The sequence below is a fragment of the Paenibacillus alvei DSM 29 genome (assembly GCF_000293805.1).
In the GTDB taxonomy this organism is placed as follows: Bacteria; Bacillota; Bacilli; order Paenibacillales; family Paenibacillaceae; genus Paenibacillus_B; species Paenibacillus_B alvei.
Map to the genome: position 1 here is coordinate 640,641 of NZ_AMBZ01000003.1, position 15,685 is coordinate 656,325.

14 protein-coding genes and 1 pseudogene are annotated in these 15,685 nt (G+C 48.5%); all 15 read left to right on the forward strand.

Going from position 1 to position 15,685, the window contains the following annotated elements; genetic code table 11:
• The first annotated feature begins 25 nt into the window (after positions 1-25).
• The 15 genes and pseudogenes from PAV_RS13375 (at position 26) to PAV_RS13440 (ending at position 15,681) form a co-directional block, all read left to right on the forward strand.
• Positions 26-1,360 carry a CCA tRNA nucleotidyltransferase gene (locus tag PAV_RS13375; protein ID WP_005547002.1) on the forward strand — a complete coding sequence of 445 codons (1,335 nt, stop codon included), beginning with the start codon at positions 26-28 and terminating at the stop codon, positions 1,358-1,360.
• Positions 1,357-1,464: pseudogene (locus PAV_RS37275) on the forward strand (HTH domain-containing protein); the annotation flags it as partial. The gene PAV_RS13375 and the pseudogene PAV_RS37275, both read left to right, overlap by 4 nt.
• A 193-nt stretch (positions 1,465-1,657) precedes the next feature.
• Positions 1,658-2,329: a biotin--[acetyl-CoA-carboxylase] ligase gene (locus tag PAV_RS37280; protein WP_420798661.1), complete on the forward strand. Its 672-nt coding sequence runs from the start codon at positions 1,658-1,660 to the stop codon at positions 2,327-2,329.
• Between the two features lie 325 nt (positions 2,330-2,654).
• Positions 2,655-3,524: a 3-methyl-2-oxobutanoate hydroxymethyltransferase gene (gene panB, locus PAV_RS13385; protein ID WP_005547004.1), complete on the forward strand. Its 870-nt coding sequence runs from the start codon at positions 2,655-2,657 to the stop codon at positions 3,522-3,524.
• Entirely contained in the window at positions 3,521-4,411 is an 891-nt protein-coding gene (gene panC, locus PAV_RS13390; RefSeq protein WP_005547005.1) for a pantoate--beta-alanine ligase, read from the forward strand. The genes panB and panC overlap by 4 nt, the downstream gene beginning before the upstream one ends.
• Before the next feature lie 12 nt (positions 4,412-4,423).
• Complete coding sequence (panD, locus tag PAV_RS13395; RefSeq protein WP_005547006.1) at positions 4,424-4,810, forward strand: aspartate 1-decarboxylase; 387 nt, start codon at positions 4,424-4,426, stop codon at positions 4,808-4,810.
• Between the two features lie 199 nt (positions 4,811-5,009).
• Positions 5,010-5,666 carry a tetratricopeptide repeat protein gene (locus PAV_RS13400; protein WP_005547007.1) on the forward strand — a complete coding sequence of 219 codons (657 nt, stop codon included), beginning with the start codon at positions 5,010-5,012 and terminating at the stop codon, positions 5,664-5,666.
• A gap of 146 nt (positions 5,667-5,812) precedes the next feature.
• Positions 5,813-8,683, forward strand: a complete 2,871-nt coding sequence (dinG, locus tag PAV_RS13405) for an ATP-dependent DNA helicase DinG (RefSeq protein WP_005547008.1) — start codon at positions 5,813-5,815, stop codon at positions 8,681-8,683.
• Between the two features lie 16 nt (positions 8,684-8,699).
• A complete protein-coding gene (locus tag PAV_RS13410) occupies positions 8,700-9,347 on the forward strand; it encodes a redox-sensing transcriptional repressor Rex (RefSeq protein ID WP_005547009.1) in 648 nt (215 codons plus the stop codon).
• Positions 9,344-10,654 (forward strand): amidohydrolase, encoded by a 1,311-nt coding sequence (locus tag PAV_RS13415; protein ID WP_005547011.1) that lies wholly within the window; start codon positions 9,344-9,346, stop codon positions 10,652-10,654. Before PAV_RS13410 ends, PAV_RS13415 begins: the two co-directional genes overlap by 4 nt.
• A 15-nt stretch (positions 10,655-10,669) precedes the next feature.
• On the forward strand, positions 10,670-11,194 hold the full coding sequence (locus PAV_RS13420; RefSeq protein ID WP_005547013.1) for a cell wall elongation regulator TseB-like domain-containing protein: 525 nt from the start codon (positions 10,670-10,672) through the stop codon (positions 11,192-11,194).
• Between the two features lie 264 nt (positions 11,195-11,458).
• Positions 11,459-11,983 carry a hypothetical protein gene (locus tag PAV_RS13425; protein WP_005547015.1) on the forward strand — a complete coding sequence of 175 codons (525 nt, stop codon included), beginning with the start codon at positions 11,459-11,461 and terminating at the stop codon, positions 11,981-11,983.
• Entirely contained in the window at positions 11,955-13,475 is a 1,521-nt protein-coding gene (locus PAV_RS13430; protein ID WP_005547017.1) for an AAA family ATPase, read from the forward strand. Before PAV_RS13425 ends, PAV_RS13430 begins: the two co-directional genes overlap by 29 nt.
• A 131-nt stretch (positions 13,476-13,606) precedes the next feature.
• Complete coding sequence (locus PAV_RS13435) at positions 13,607-14,479, forward strand: 3-hydroxyacyl-CoA dehydrogenase family protein (RefSeq protein ID WP_005547019.1); 873 nt, start codon at positions 13,607-13,609, stop codon at positions 14,477-14,479.
• Positions 14,476-15,681, forward strand: coding sequence for an acetate kinase (locus tag PAV_RS13440; RefSeq protein ID WP_005547021.1), 1,206 nt, complete (start codon positions 14,476-14,478; stop codon positions 15,679-15,681). Before PAV_RS13435 ends, PAV_RS13440 begins: the two co-directional genes overlap by 4 nt.
• The last annotated feature ends 4 nt before the right edge of the window (positions 15,682-15,685 follow it).

A 15,685-nucleotide genomic window follows, 5' to 3' on the forward strand; every position in this document is an offset into this window, starting at 1 on the left:
TGTTAGTGATGTAAGGAGGGTGGCGATGAGTGGCGGAGACCGAAATGTTGATAGCTTGGAAAATAAAACGCTATTCGAAGAAGCGGCACTGGTCATGCACTGCCTCCTGAATGCGGGATTCAGTGCCTATATGGTAGGGGGCTGTGTCCGCGATCCGCTAATCGGACGACCGGTATATGATGTGGACATCGCGACTTCTGCCCGGCCTGAGCAGGTCGTGGCATTGTTCCAAAAGGTCATTCCAACGGGGCTGCAGCATGGAACGGTAACGGTAGTGATGCCCCAACATACGTATGAGGTGACAACCTTCCGCAAGGAGACGGCGTACGAAGGCCATCGCCGCCCGGAGGAAGTCGAATTTATTGATGATTTGATCGAAGACTTAAGAAGACGGGATTTCACGATCAATGCGATGGCGAAGGATGTGCATGGGCACATTCATGATCCATTTGGCGGGCAAGCTGATTTGAAGCAGCTCGTGATTCGATGTGTAGGCATAGCAGAGGAGCGCTTTCTTGAGGACGCGCTGCGCATGATGCGGGGGGTGCGCTTTGCGTCATTGCTAGGCGGCGTATTTGCCAAGTCTACCTGGAAAGCGCTGTGTGCCAACAGGAAGACGCTGTCGTTCGTAGCGATGGAACGCGTGCGGGACGAGCTGTGGAAGCTGACGGCAGGCCCGAATCCGGCTCGCGGATGGGCCCTGCTCGTTCGCAGTGGTCTCCTGGCGCATGCAAAGGAGCCGCTGGGAGCGCTGGCGTCGACCGAGGCAGCCTTGTGGCAGCCGCTGCTGTGTGCGCTTGGCAGTGTGGATACGGCTGAGAAGCGCATAGCGCTGCTGCTGCTTGGGCATGAGGTCGACGAAGCGGAGGCGCAGCGCATCTTGCAGGCGCTGCGCTGCTCGGGCGCGCAGCAGGACGCCATACTGGCCGTCCTGCGCGCGGATGCCCGGCTCGCGGCTGGCGGCACAGCCGCCTTGGCCGCGGCCGGGACACATGGCGGCGCAGCCAGCGCGTGGCGCCGCCCCTTCGCAGAGACCCTGTTCGCCGTCGGCGAGCAAGGTCTCTGCGATGCACTCGCCTGCCGCCGCGCCCTACTGGGCGTTGGGGCGGCAGGCGAGCATACGGCTGCAATGCAGCCGTTCCTCCAGCATGGCGAGGCTTGGCTGGAGGACATTTCTGTCCGCGGCTTGCGCGATATTGCCCTGACGGGCGGAGATGTGCTGCAAGCCACGAAACGGACGGCAGGACCATGGCTGCGCCAATGCTTGGAGAGCGTATGGCTTTCCGTTGCATTAGGGGAACTTGTCAATCAACAAGAGGTTCTGCTTGACTACGTAAGGAAAGCGTGGAACGAACAATGAGTGACCAATTGCTTGCATGGTTCAAAGAACATCCTGATGAATTTATATCTGGCGAAGAAATTAGCCGTAGACTTGATATATCTCGAACTGCCGTATGGAAGCAAATTAATCGGCTTCGCTCGAAAGGCTATGAGTTCGAGGCTGTTCCGAAGCTGGGCTATCGGCTCGTTCAGATGCCAACTCGGCTTGATGAAGTGTCGCTGCTTGCAAAGCTGAAAACGAGCAAATTAGGTCATCAGCTTCGCATCATTGCCCGGACAGAATCAACACAGAATGAGGCGGCTGCGTGGGCACAGCATGGGGGCAGAGGATGGCGCTGTCATCATTGCGGAAGAACAAACAATGGGACGAGGACGCCACGGGAAAAGCTGGCACTCCCCCGCAGGCAAGGGGATATGGATGAGTTTGATCCTTCGCCCGCAAATTCCACTGCAATTCACACCGCATCTAACACTGCTTGCCGCAGTCGCTCTCTGTCGTGCAATGAAGCGAGTGACAGAGATTGAGTTGGGCATTAAGTGGCCCAATGATATTTTGCATGACAATAAAAAAGTTTGTGGTATCCTGACGGAATCCTCTGCAGAAGATGAGCGGCTCGTTCACGTCATTGCGGGATTTGGGATAAGTGTAAACTTAGATGCGCATGACTACCCGGATGAATTGAAGGCGATTGCGACATCTCTGAAGATCGCCTCAGGAAAGGAAATCGATCGCGCATCGCTGATTGCCGAGTGCTTATTTCAGTTGGAACAGTTGTATAAGCTGTATGTCGAGCAAGGATTTGCACCGATCAGAGCACTGTGGGAGGCGCAAAGCATAACAATCGGACGCAGTGTGACGGTAGGAACCCCGAATGGACCTGTCTCTGGGGTTGCACAGGGACTGGATGAAACGGGAGCGCTAATCCTGCTAGGTGAAGACGGCTGCTATCGTAAAATTTTTTCCGGAGATATTCATTTTACTGGATGAAAGACAGGATGATTTCTGGTATACTTAGTGTCGGCCTGGCGGTATCTTTCACAGAACCGCACCGGCCGTACACACAAGGACATAAGTGCATATCCTTGACGAACGTGTAGCACGTTTCTGCTCTGAGCCGAAGGGACCGAGACAGAAGGACGTCCGCTTGCGACCTCTTTTTTTCTTATGGACCCTTTTAGTGGAAACGCTAAAAGGTTTTTTTGTTTTGCACACACTAAGAAAAAACGTATAGCAGAATCTTCATGAATGAAAGTGATTGAGGATTCGAGCTAGACAACGTGAAAAGAGACGTTAAAGGAGATGAAAACAAAGAATGAACAAGCCAAAGCAGCCACTGAGTATTGTAAAAATGAAAACGATGAAGCAAAAAAGGGAACCGATCGCGATGGTGACCGCCTATGACTATCCGACTGCCCGACTGGCAGAAGAAGCGGGCGTCGACATCATTCTCGTTGGAGATTCCTTGGGCAATGTCGTGCTAGGCTATGACTCTACATTGCCTGTCACGATTGATGATATGGTATATCATTCCCGCGCAGTACGCCGGGGAGCGCCCAATACATTTGTCGTTACGGATATGCCGTTCATGACTTATCACAGCTCGGTAACGGATACGCTGAATGGAGTTCGCCGCATTATGCAGGAAGGCCATGCAACAGCCGTGAAGATGGAGGGCGGCGCTGAGATTGCTCCTATGGTAGAGGCATGTGTGAAGGCTGGCGTACCTGTACTGGGTCATATCGGTCTTACTCCGCAATCTGTGCATCAAATTGGGGGTTATCGTATTCAAGGCAAGACTATGGATGATGCGCAGAGATTGTTGGACGACGCGTTAGCCCTACAGCAGGCAGGAGCATTTGGAGTCGTACTGGAGCTTGTGACGGATGAAGTTGCAGCTTATATCTCGGAACGTCTCGACATTCCGACAATCGGAATTGGTGCTGGAGCCAAATGTGACGGACAAGTGCTCGTATTCCATGATATCGTGCGTTATGATGCTGACTACCGTCCAAAACGTTTTGTAAAAACATATGCGGACATCGGTACGACCATCCGAGAGGCGTTCTCTTCTTATGTAGAAGAGGTGAAGCAGCGCGCATTCCCTGCTCAGGAGCACGTTTTTGCCGCAGATGACGAATTAACAGGGCAGCTATACGGGAGCGGGAAGGTGCAGACACCATGATCACAGTTCATTCCATACAAGAGCTTAGAGACGCTCTGCGTCGCGCCAAGCTTGAACATAGACGTCCGGACGGAGATCCGGCCATAGGCTTCGTTCCAACAATGGGATATTTACATGATGGACATGCAAGCTTGTTAAGCCAAGCTCGCAATCAGTCCGATGTTGTAGTGCTTAGTATTTTTGTCAATCCGATTCAATTCGGTCCAAATGAGGACTATGAGAAATATCCTCGCGACGAAGAAAGGGATCTTGCGGTTGCCAAGCAGCATGGTGTAGATATTGTATTTATGCCAACGCCTGACATGATGTATCCAACACCTACCAAGACGAAAGTGCATGTTGATGATATTACGGGTCCGCTCTGTGGAGCAACGCGTCCCGGACATTTCGACGGCGTTACAACTGTTGTGACCAAACTGTTCAATCTTGTTCAGCCCAATAAAGCCTTCTTCGGGATGAAGGATGCACAGCAAGTAGCGGTAATTCAGCGCATGGTGGCGGATTTGAATTTCCCAGTTGAAATTGTTCCTTGCCCGATTGTGCGTGAGGAAGACGGATTAGCAATGAGCTCGCGCAATGTGTACTTGTCAGAGGCAGAACGGTCACAAGCACTCGTGCTGTCACGTTCTCTTCGTCAGGTTGACAGTTGGCTGCAGAATAACCCAAAGCTGACTGCGCCAGAGCTTCAGCAGAAAATGAGGGAAATGATTGCAGAACAGCCGCTCGCAAGTATTGATTACGTGGAAATATTAAGCTTCCCGCAGCTTGAATCGGTATCCCCGGACATGCCGCTGGAGCAACGTGATGGCAATATTCTAATTGCACTGGCCGTTAAATTTGGACGGACAAGATTGATTGATAATCGCATGTTAACTCATGGAGAGTAGGGGGGCTATCGCATGATTCGCGAGATGATGAAATCGAAAATTCACCGTGCGACAGTAACGGAAGCGAATTTGAACTATGTTGGGAGCATTACGATAGATGAACACTTAATGGAATTGGCTGATATTTGGCCGAATGAAAAAGTTCAGATCGTAAACAATTATAATGGAGCACGCTTAGAGACTTATGTGATTCCAGGACCTAAGCATTCAGGCGTTATTTGCTTAAATGGCGCAGCAGCTCGACTTGTACAGCCTGGGGACAATGTTATTATTATTTCTTACGCATCCATGACAAATGAAGAAGCGCGTCAATACAAGCCTAATATTGTGTTTGTAGACGGAGGCAACAAGCCTGTTGAAGTGATGAACCTGACTGAGGAGCATTCGACGATTCGCTAAGCTTCAAACGCATAGCTTACGTTGGCTGGATTACCTGTGGCTTTTTAGAGGACGTAATTGTTTGCTTCGCTTCGTTTGACAACGGAAGCCAGTACACGGGAATCGTTGGGGCACCGAATGAAAATTAGCTCTGAGACAAACAATGAACCTGAGCCGGTAAGACAACGATACGCAACACTCGTGAAGGTGGGATGGAATCGTGCTGCAACATGTATTCGAGACCATGAATGAACTGTTGGATGAAGTGATTGCCAAATACCCGCATGCTAAGGGAAAGCAAAAGCAAGAGCTCGAGCATCAAGTGTCGCTGCTTCGCTCCATGAGTGATCATATTGTAGAGGAGTGGCTGCGCTTTGAGGAGCGCTTGTCCCTGCTGAGACCAAAGGCAGGCAAGGGTAGCACCGTACCCTCACAGCCATGCCCAGTAAAGGATAGTAAAATAACCTTACCGGATTATGGGGATCCGTACCAACGGGGCCAAGGGTATTACTTGCTTATGATGTATAAGGAAGCGGTTCCGTTCTTGGAGCAGGCCGCAAAGCTTCACCCGGAAAGTATCGAAGTGCGCGCTTATCTGGCGATGTCACACCTGCATTTAGGAAATTGTCAGGAAGCAGGTCATCATTTTCAGCTTATTATTCCTTTAACTGACAACAACAGCATGAAGGCGATAGCGTGCAATGCGCTAGGCTGTATTCATGCGAAGCAGCATCAATTTGCGCAAGCCAAGGCATGGTTCCAAAAAGCGCATGAACTGGATCCAACATTACCTGAACCCATTATGAATTTGAAGGTATGCCAGTCGAAAAGCGGGCAATTGGAATTAGGCGGCGAGCACATGATGCATATCCAATAACATGCATGTGAAATCAATTGTCATGACATCGGAGGGGAACATTTGTGTGGGAAAAAATACGCACAGATGTTTCCCTCTAGTCATTTCCAAACGACCGAACATCTGTTATGCTAAGAACAGAAATTGTGAGAGGAAAGGCTATTGAGATGAGATTTGCTGTTTTGGATTTTGAAACGACCGGCAATCAGCCGAACGATGAAATAATTCAAATCGGTCTGGTCATTCTTGGCCATGATTTGAAGATAGAACGCGAATATCATACGCTTGTTCGACCAACTGTCCCAATACCGGAATTTATATCGCAGCTTACAGGCATTACCGAGGAAGATGTGAAGGACGCTCCCGATATTGATGATGCAATGACTGGGCTTGTTCCTTTGTTAGGGGATGTTGTATTGGTTGGCCACAATGTGGCCTTTGATTATCAATTCCTGTGCCGGGCGTTGGAGCAGACGGGGTATTTGCCATTCACAGGTCGTATTTTAGATACGATTGAACTTTTGCGTATTTTGTTCCCTTCACTGCCTTCCTTTCAGCTTGGTTCTGTGTCGCATGAAATGGGTGTTGTTCATGACCGACCGCATCAAGCAGACAGTGATGCAAGAGCAACAGCAGATATATTTATACGCTGTCTAGAAGCGATTGACCAGTTGCCACTGTTAACGCTGCAGCGTGTAGTCGATGTATTCGGAGATCATGAGGAGCGTGACTTGAAGTGGCTGCTGGCTGAGAAGCTTCAGGAGCGCGAGGTGTCCGATTGGACGGAAGAAGAAGGGTACCATCCGTTTCGGCAGTTGACATTGAAGCAGGCGGATTGGACAGAGACGGAACCGCCGCGTGACTCGTCAGCAGTGAATCCGCTTAAGGGGGTCACTTTCGCCCAATTCCTTGACCAGGTGAAGACGAATCTAGCCAACCGCTTGGATAGTTATGAACCTCGCGAGTCGCAGGAACAGATGTTCAATGAAGTCATGGAATGTTTCGAGCAAGAACATCACCTGCTTATCGAAGCGGGTACAGGAACCGGAAAATCATTAGGATACTTGCTGCCAGCCATATATCAGAGTGTTTCTCAAGAAAGCAAAGTAATTGTTAGTACACACACAATCAATTTACAAGAACAGCTCAGACAACGTGATTTGCCGCTTTTGGAGAAGATTGTTCCGGTTCCGTTTAAGGCATCGGTATTAAAAGGCCGCAGTCACTATTTGTGTTTGAGAAAATTTGAACATAAAATAGGTAATAGGGAGTATGTACATGCTCGCGATGATAGTCTGACAGCTGCCCAAATGCTGGTGTGGCTCAGTGAGACCGAACATGGAGATGATGAAGAGCTGCACTTCGTTCATAAAGGTGCTGACTTCTGGGATACCGTTGCCAGTGATAGTGATTCTTGCTTGAATCGCGCATGTCCTTGGTTCCGTCGGTGCTTCTACCATCGGGCGAAGAATGATGCGAATATATCAGACATTATCATCACGAACCACTCGTTATTATTTACGGATGTCATTGCAGAGCATCGTTTGCTTCCTGCCTACGAGCAGCTTGTTGTAGACGAAGCACACCACTTTGAAGAGACGGCCGGCAAACACCTAGGCATTCACTTGCAATATTTTTCACTCATTCATCCGTTGACCCAATTGTTCAAGGATAGTAAAAACGGGGCGCTTGTGCTGCTGCAGCAGCGCCTTCGCTTGTCAGGCAATGAAAAGGCGCTTGTCTGGGCAGAAGGAATTGATAAGATGCTGACACAGCTCGTCGATGTCAAGGATCAGTGGGATCGCTTGCATGAGCAACTTTATCAGATGCTGCCTTCCATGAATGAAGCCGGTCAAGCGGAGGGCGGCCAAGCTGTGCTTAGGCTGCCGTCAGGTAATCGTCCTGAAGCCTGGAGCTCTATTGCGGAACTGGAAGGCGATATTCATACCCGCTTAAGCGACATTGTCCGTTCGGGGGAGAAGCTCGTTAACGAATGGAAGGATTACGATGATGACGAGGTTCAAGGCGTTACGGCAGACGTGACAGGTCTGTTCAAGGACATTGGGCAACTTCGTGATGAATTCCGGGAGTTTATGCAGGGCAAGGATGCGGATACGGTATATTGGATGGAAGGAAATCTCCAATATAAGCATAAATCGATGCAAATGTATGCCGTCCCTGTTGATGTGAGTGAGGCACTGAAGCGTTATTTCTTTGAGCCGAAGAAGAGTGTCATTCTGACATCAGCAACATTGTCTGTCGATAAATCGTTCCAGTTCGTGGCCGAACAATTGGGCTTGAAGGATGCAGAACGGGATGGGCGCTTGAACACCGTGATCCTTCCGTCACCATTTAACTACCGTGAACAAGCGCTTGTAGTCATTCCGCGTGACTTTCCGAGCGTAAAGGGGGCGTCAGACGCTAAGTTTAATATGACGCTGATGCAGTCACTGGCCGATGTAGCTAAGGTGACAGAGGGACGAATGCTTGTATTATTCACATCGTATCGCATGCTGCGGGATGTATATGAGCCGCTAAAGGAAGCGCTAAGCCTCCATGGCATTCAAGTGCTGGGACAAGGAATTGACAGCGGCAATCGAAGCAAGCTGACACGAAGGTTCCGAGAACAGCCGAACTCGGTGCTTCTTGGGACAAGCAGCTTTTGGGAAGGAGTAGATATTCCGGGAGATGCGCTGACCTGTCTGGCGATTGTACGACTTCCTTTCCAGCCGCCGAATCACCCGTTAGTGGAAGCAAAATGCGATCGCTTGAAGCGGATGAATCAAAATCCGTTCCGCAAATATTCTGTACCGCAGGCTGTTATCCGGTTCAAGCAGGGATTCGGTCGTCTCGTGCGCACAACGCAGGACAAAGGGATTGTGATCATTTATGACACCCGGGTTATTGAGACAAGCTATGGCAAACACTTTCTTTACTCGCTGCCTGGTCCAAAAATGGAGCATATGGCAACAGAACAACTTGTACCACGTATAGATACGTGGCTAGACCATAATCAAAGAGGTATTGGAGAGCGATGAGAGGAGCTTTTTTAGGATGAAAGCACTAAAAATATCAGAAGCTGTCGTTCGGCGCTTACCCGTATATTTACGTCACCTATTAGAATTGAAGCAGCGTGAAGTGCTCACAGTTTCATCTCAAGATTTGGGACAGAAGCTGAACTTGAATCCTGCCCAAATTCGAAAGGACTTGGCATACTTCGGCGACTTCGGCCGCAAGGGTATCGGGTATGATGTATCGTATCTTATTCAACAAATTCGGCATATTTTAAAACTCGATCAGGTAATACCTGTTGGACTTGTCGGCGCAGGTAAATTAGGGCACGCCCTTTGCAACTACACCGTATACTTGAAAGATAATATGAAAATTGTTGCTGTGTTCGATGCTCAGGAGTCCAAAATTAACACTGAGATTAACAATTTGAAAGTTCAGCCCATGTCTGATCTCATTCCTACGGTTCGTGAAAAGCAAATTCGCATCGGAATCATTACGGTGCCGGCTACGGAAGCACAGCATGTTGCGGATCAATTTGTAGAGGCCGGGGTAGAAGCCATTTTGAATTTCGCGCCTGTCATCTTGAGAGTGCCGCCGAATATTCGGGTTCATACAGCCGACTTCACGACGGACTTGTTCAGTTTGGCGTATTATTTATCTGATAATGGAAAGGAAGTACCTGCCGAATGACACATCGAATCATTATTAAAAACGGCATATTTGCCGACTTGTCTCCAACTGCGAAACAATCCTCCTTCCATGGATTCATGGTCGTGGAAAATGATCGCATCGTTCATCTGGGAGCTGATTTGCCTGAGCAATACACAACTGAAGGTGCAGAAATCATTGATGGCAAGGGATTGTTCTTTATTCCAGGACTTGTGAATACACATGGACATGCTGCGATGTCTTTGCTGCGCGGATATGGTGATGACCTTGCGCTTCAAACGTGGCTGCAGGAGAAAATGTGGCCGATGGAAGGTAAGTTTACGGCTACGGATGTGTACTGGGGAACGGCGTTGTCGGTTGTTGAAATGTTGAAGGGCGGTACGACAACATTTGTTGATATGTATGATTACATGGATGAAGTGGCAAAGGTAAGTGAGCAATCTGGAATCCGTGCATCACTCATGCGCGGAGCGATTGGCTTGTGTCCGGAGGATGTACAGCGGGAGAAGTTGAATGAAGCGATCCAGTTCGCGAAGGATTGGAACGGGAAGGCAAATGGCCGCATTCGTACACTGTTGGCGCCACATGCGCCGTATACTTGCCCACCATCCTTTATCGAGAGCTTTGTTCAGGCTGCGCATGATTTAGATTTGCCGCTTCATACTCATATGTCAGAAACGAAAGCTGAAGTAGAGCAAAATGTGAAGGATTATGGAATGCGTCCGGTAGCGCATCTCGAGAAGCTTGGCTTCTTCTCACGTCCTTCCTTCGTCGCTCATGGTGTTCATCTGACAGATGAGGAAATAGAAACGCTTGCGAAATATAATGTGGCGGTGTCTCACAATCCAGGTAGCAACTTGAAGCTGGCGAGCGGCGTTGCTCGCGTAACTGAGCTGCTTCGTGCAGGTGTTGTAGTATCACTTGGTACCGACGGACCGGCAAGCAACAATAACCTTGATATGTTTGAAGAAATTCGACTCGCCGCCCTGATCCATAAAGGCGTGTCCGGTGATCCGACTGCTATTCCTGCAGCAGAGGCACTGCGCATGGGAACAATCTATGGTGCGAAGACAATTCGTGTTGACGATATTGGCGCGCTTGAAGTGGGAATGAAGGCTGACTTTGTTGCAGTTGATATTGATCAGCCTCACTTTATGCCTCATACGGATTTGGTATCCCATGTTGTATACTCGGCATCTGCCAAGGATGTCAAGCATGTATGGGTTGATGGAAAGCAGGTTGTGAAGAATGGCGAATGCCTGACGATGGATGAGGAACGAATCCTTCATGAGGCGCAGCAATGCTTTGAGAGCTTGCTTGCAAGATAGGCAGGAGGAGAGTTCATGCAGAGAAGACGCGTACGCCGGAGATCGCATTGGAAATGGCTGATACCGGTACTCGTTCTCTTGTTTCTAGTCGGATTGTTCTTCGCCTCTTATCAGTATGTGCAATATATTAATAAGGATGAGCGAGTAAAAGAAGCGGAAATTGTGAAACGGGCGAATGAGGCTGTTAAGCTTGCAAGTGTGACTGAAGTGGAGAAGGGGGTTTGGGATCAAGTTGTATATACGGTTCGGGGAACTGACGAGCAAGGTCAGGAACATATGATTTGGGTGCTCCCGGATAAGGTAAACCCAATGACTTCTGCAGAAGTAACCTCAAAGGAAACGATTGAGGGGAGAATTGAAGCGCAGTACCCGGATGCAGATGTGATCCGAATTACTCCTGCTTATAAGGATGATCAATATTTATGGCAGGCTTTAGTCAAACGAAAAGATGACCAAGGCGTTGTCCATTATTTCTATCATTTTTATACATTTGCTAACGGTTCGCCTACAGGTGATATTTATACGCTGCCTAATAAATAGCATATTCGACGAATGATCTTGAAGCGCTGCTGCTTCGTTTGTGCGTACATGAACACATGTACATCAGACGGAGGATGCAGCGCTTTTTTATTCCTGGAACAAGTTCGATGGCAATCATGGTACACTTTACATTCAGAGATAGTGCAGCATGTATGATATACTCATGATATATCAAAGAGAGAACATTAGGGGTATATAATATAGATTAGCAACAGGAGGTTTCAGCATGGCGAAAAAATACGTATTGTTCCTACCTTGCTCATTATGTTGATTACAGCTGTTGCTTTGTTCGGTGGTTGGGCATTTTATGAACGCAGCTTCGTAAAGCAGCCTGTAGAGCGAGTGCTCAAGCAGCATGCTGAAATTACGCAGTATGATGTAAAGTGGGATCCCGATACATTGCAAGTAAAGCTGAAGACCAAGAACGGAACAAATATTAGCAGCTTGGTTGAACAAGTATCGGATGAATTGCAGCAAAATTCGAGCGGTAAGAAGATTCAACTCGAATATTGGAATGAGCAAAGCACGCCGAATATCGATCAATTATGGTCACGGGCCATGTTCGATGTAGCTGAGGCGATGGTTCATCAGAAGTATAGTGACATTCCCGTACGATTGAAGGAGCTTCAACAGCAGCACCCAGGCATTCAGATTCAAACCGAAATGGATGCTCGTTATGTCTATATTCAACTCAAGGATGGGCAAGGAAGCAAGACAATTTTGCTTCCATTGCAAGCATCGCCTGTGGGGGTGTGGCCTAATGAAAAAGCAACGGCAATCCGTTCGTAGTTGGGAATTGGCATTGGGGATTGTAATCCCAGCCATACTATTTATTAGCTATCTTGGTGTGAATATTTGGCCGATCGTAGCAGCCGCCGTCGCGATTACTGTTCTTCTGTTCTTTGTGAATCGGAGAGGGCAAGCAGGTATGACACGTTCATCCGGACGTGCAAAAGCAGGCCAAAGTCATATTAGTGCGATGAGTTTTGAGAAAATAGGCGGGCAGGACAGAGCAAAAAATGAATTAATTGAGGCGCTTGATTTCTTAGTACGACCTGATGATATTCGGAAGTTTGGGATTCGTCCGTTGAAGGGAATATTGTTGACAGGCCCTCCAGGAACGGGGAAAACATTGATGGCCAAGGCTTCTGCTCATTATGCAGATGCCGTGTTCATTGGCGTATCAGGCAGTGAGTTCGTCGAAATGTATGTCGGCGTAGGGGCTGGCCGTGTACGTGAACTGTTCAAGGAAGCAAGACAGCGCGCAGAGAAAGAGAAAAAGCAGAATGCAGTCATTTTCATTGATGAGATTGACGTCATTGGTGGTAAGCGTGAAGGCGGGCAGCAAAAAGAATACGATCAAACGCTAAATCAGCTGTTGACGGAAATGGATGGCTTATATACTGATGAAGAGCCACGCATTCTTGTGATGGCAGCAACGAACCGCAAGGAGATGCTGGACAGTGCACTGCTGCGACCTGGACGCTTTGACCGCCATATTCAAGTCGATATGCCGGATAAGAAAGGGCGCAAGCATATTTTGGAGCTGCACGCCGCTAACAAGCCGCTTGCGGAAGAGGTCAGTCTGGATCGAATCGCAGAGGAAACCTTTGGCTTCTCAGGCGCTCAATTAGAAAGCGTGCTTAATGAGGCTGCCATTTATGCGATGCGTCAACGGCAAGAATCCATTACGATGGAACATCTTTCCCTGGCGATTGATAAGGCGTTGCTAGGAGAGAAAAGCGACCGAGAGACAAATGAAGAGGAACGTCGTCGCGTGGCTATTCATGAGCTAGGCCATGCAATCACGGCAGAGCTTGTCCGACCGGAAAGCGTTTCACAGGTAGCTCTCAGCCCGCGCGGTCAAGCATTAGGGTACGTTCGACATCAGCCTCAAGGGGATCGTTACTTATATACGAAGCCGTTCCTTGAGGAGCAGATTATGATAGCGCTAGGCGGCTCGGTAGCAGAGGAGCTGTTCTACGGCAATCGCAGTACAGGCTCTCAGGGAGACTTCGATCAAGCACTCAATATCGTGGAGACGATGGTGAATGCTGGTTTAACTAATCTAGGCATCGTTCGATTGAAGCATCTCTCGCCAGATGTCTTGACAAATGAAACGCAGGCGATTATGGTAGATTTGACCTATCGAACGCGTGAATTGTTGGAGAAGCACCGGGATGCTTTTGAGCGATGTTTGCAACACCTTTTGGAAGAGGAATTAGTAAACGGAGATACGTTCCGGTGTCTATTATGTGACAAGAAACAATTACCAGCGTGAATTCACGCTGGTTTTTCTTTTTTGTTTCCATATTCATGATAAGATAAGGTGAGGTACCTATGCACTGATAACGAAACCATCATCTCGGGTACACTATGCAGAGCATAGCAACAGGAAAGGTGGAAGAAACCATGTTTTTCAAAAAGATCGGCGTCATCGGCGGCGGTACAATGGGCCAAGGCATTGCAGAAATGCTTGCTGTCAAAGGCTTGGACGTGCTGTTGGTGGAGCAATCGCCGGAGAAGCTGGACCACGCGTATGAAATGATTGAAACAAGCCTGGACAAGCAGCTTGAGAAATGGGCTATCACACAGGCGGAAAAAAAGTTAATTCTTTCGCGCATACATAAGGTGACGCATCTGGCGGAGCTGAGTGCATGCGATATGGTAATTGAGACTATATCTGAAGATCTGGAAGCGAAGAAATTGGTCTTTGCTGAACTGGATCGCGTATGCCCAAGCAACATTATTTTGGCAAGCAACACATCGACACTGTCCCTGACAGAAATGGCAAGCTCAACGAAGTATCCTGAGCGTGTTATTGGCATGCACTTTATTCATCCCGTTTCGAAGGTTGACCTTGTCGAAATTATCCGCGGGTTAAAAACCTCTGACGAAACATTCAATGAAACGAAGCGCTTCGTCGAAGAGGTTGTACAGAAAAAAGGAATCATGGTATTCGAGTCTCCGGGCTTCGTGACGTCTCGTTTGATCTGTCTTTTGATTAACGAGGCTTTGCACGTTCTGCAAGAGGGCGTAGCGTCTGCCGAAGATATCGACAATGCAATGAGAATCGGATATAATTTCCAATACGGGCCTCTTGAGATGGCAGACCGCTTTGGCTTGGATTCGATACTGGCTGCTATGGAACGCATGTTCCGCGAGTTCGGCGATATCAAATACCGTCCGTCCGTATTGTTGAAAAAGATGGTGCGCGCTGGCCACCTCGGCGTGAAATCGGGCGTCGGATTTTTCAAGTATGATAAGGATGGGGATAGACTATGAAAATACTCGTAATCAATGCAGGCAGCTCCTCACTCAAATATCAGCTATATGATATGAAGGACGAATCGGTACTGGCAGCAGGCCGCGTGGAACGTATCGGGATGGATTCCTCCATTCTTATTCACGAACCGCATCACACTGACGAAATTACAGAAGTAAGCGAAATTCTTGACCATACGATTGCGATTCGTAAAGTATTGGACAAGCTTACAGATGCAAAGGTTGGCGTAGTTAAAACGATCAGCGAGATTGAGGCTGTTGGACACCGTGTCGTTCACGGCGGTGAATCATTCAGCAATTCCGTATTGGTTGACTCAGAAGTCAAAGCGGAAATCCGTCGTCTGTTCGATCTGGCTCCGCTGCATAACCCTGCTCACATGATGGGCATTAAAGCAGTTGAAACGAACTTGCCGGACGTACCGCAAGCGGTTGTATTCGATACTGCTTTCCATCAAACGATGCCTCAGAAGGCATACATGTACGCGATACCGAAGGTGCTATACAAGAAGCACAAAGTTCGTCGCTATGGCTTCCATGGTACATCCCATAACTATGTCAGCCAACGTGCGGCTGAAGTTGTTGGACGTCCGATCGAAGACTTGAAAATCATCACATGCCATATTGGTAACGGCGGCAGCTTGACAGCGGTTGAGGGCGGAAAATCGATCGACACATCGATGGGTATGACTCCGCTGGAAGGCTTGATGATGGGTACACGCAGTGGTGACTTGGATCCGGCTGTTGTGCCTTTCACAATGATGAAAGAAGATTTGACAGTCAATGAAGTCAACTCCATGTTGAATAAGCACAGTGGATTGCTCGCAATCTCAGGCTTGTCCAGTGACATGCGTGAAATTACAGATGCAATGGCTGAGGGCGAACCAAATGCAACATTGGCATTCGATATGTACGTATATCGCTTGCGTAAATACATCGGTGCATATGCAGCAGCGATGGACGGCGTTGATGTAATCGTATTTACGGCGGGTGTTGGTGAAAACTCTATCGTAATTCGTGAAGCAACATGCGAGAAGTTGACGTTCTTGGGCGTTGAAATTGATCCAGAGCTGAACAAAATCCGTTCGAAAGAACCGCGTCTGATTTCCACTCCAAATTCGAAAGTAAAAGTTCTTGTCGTTCCAACGAACGAAGAGCTTATGATTGCGCGGGATACATTCCGCCTTGTGCAAGAATCGAAATAATGCG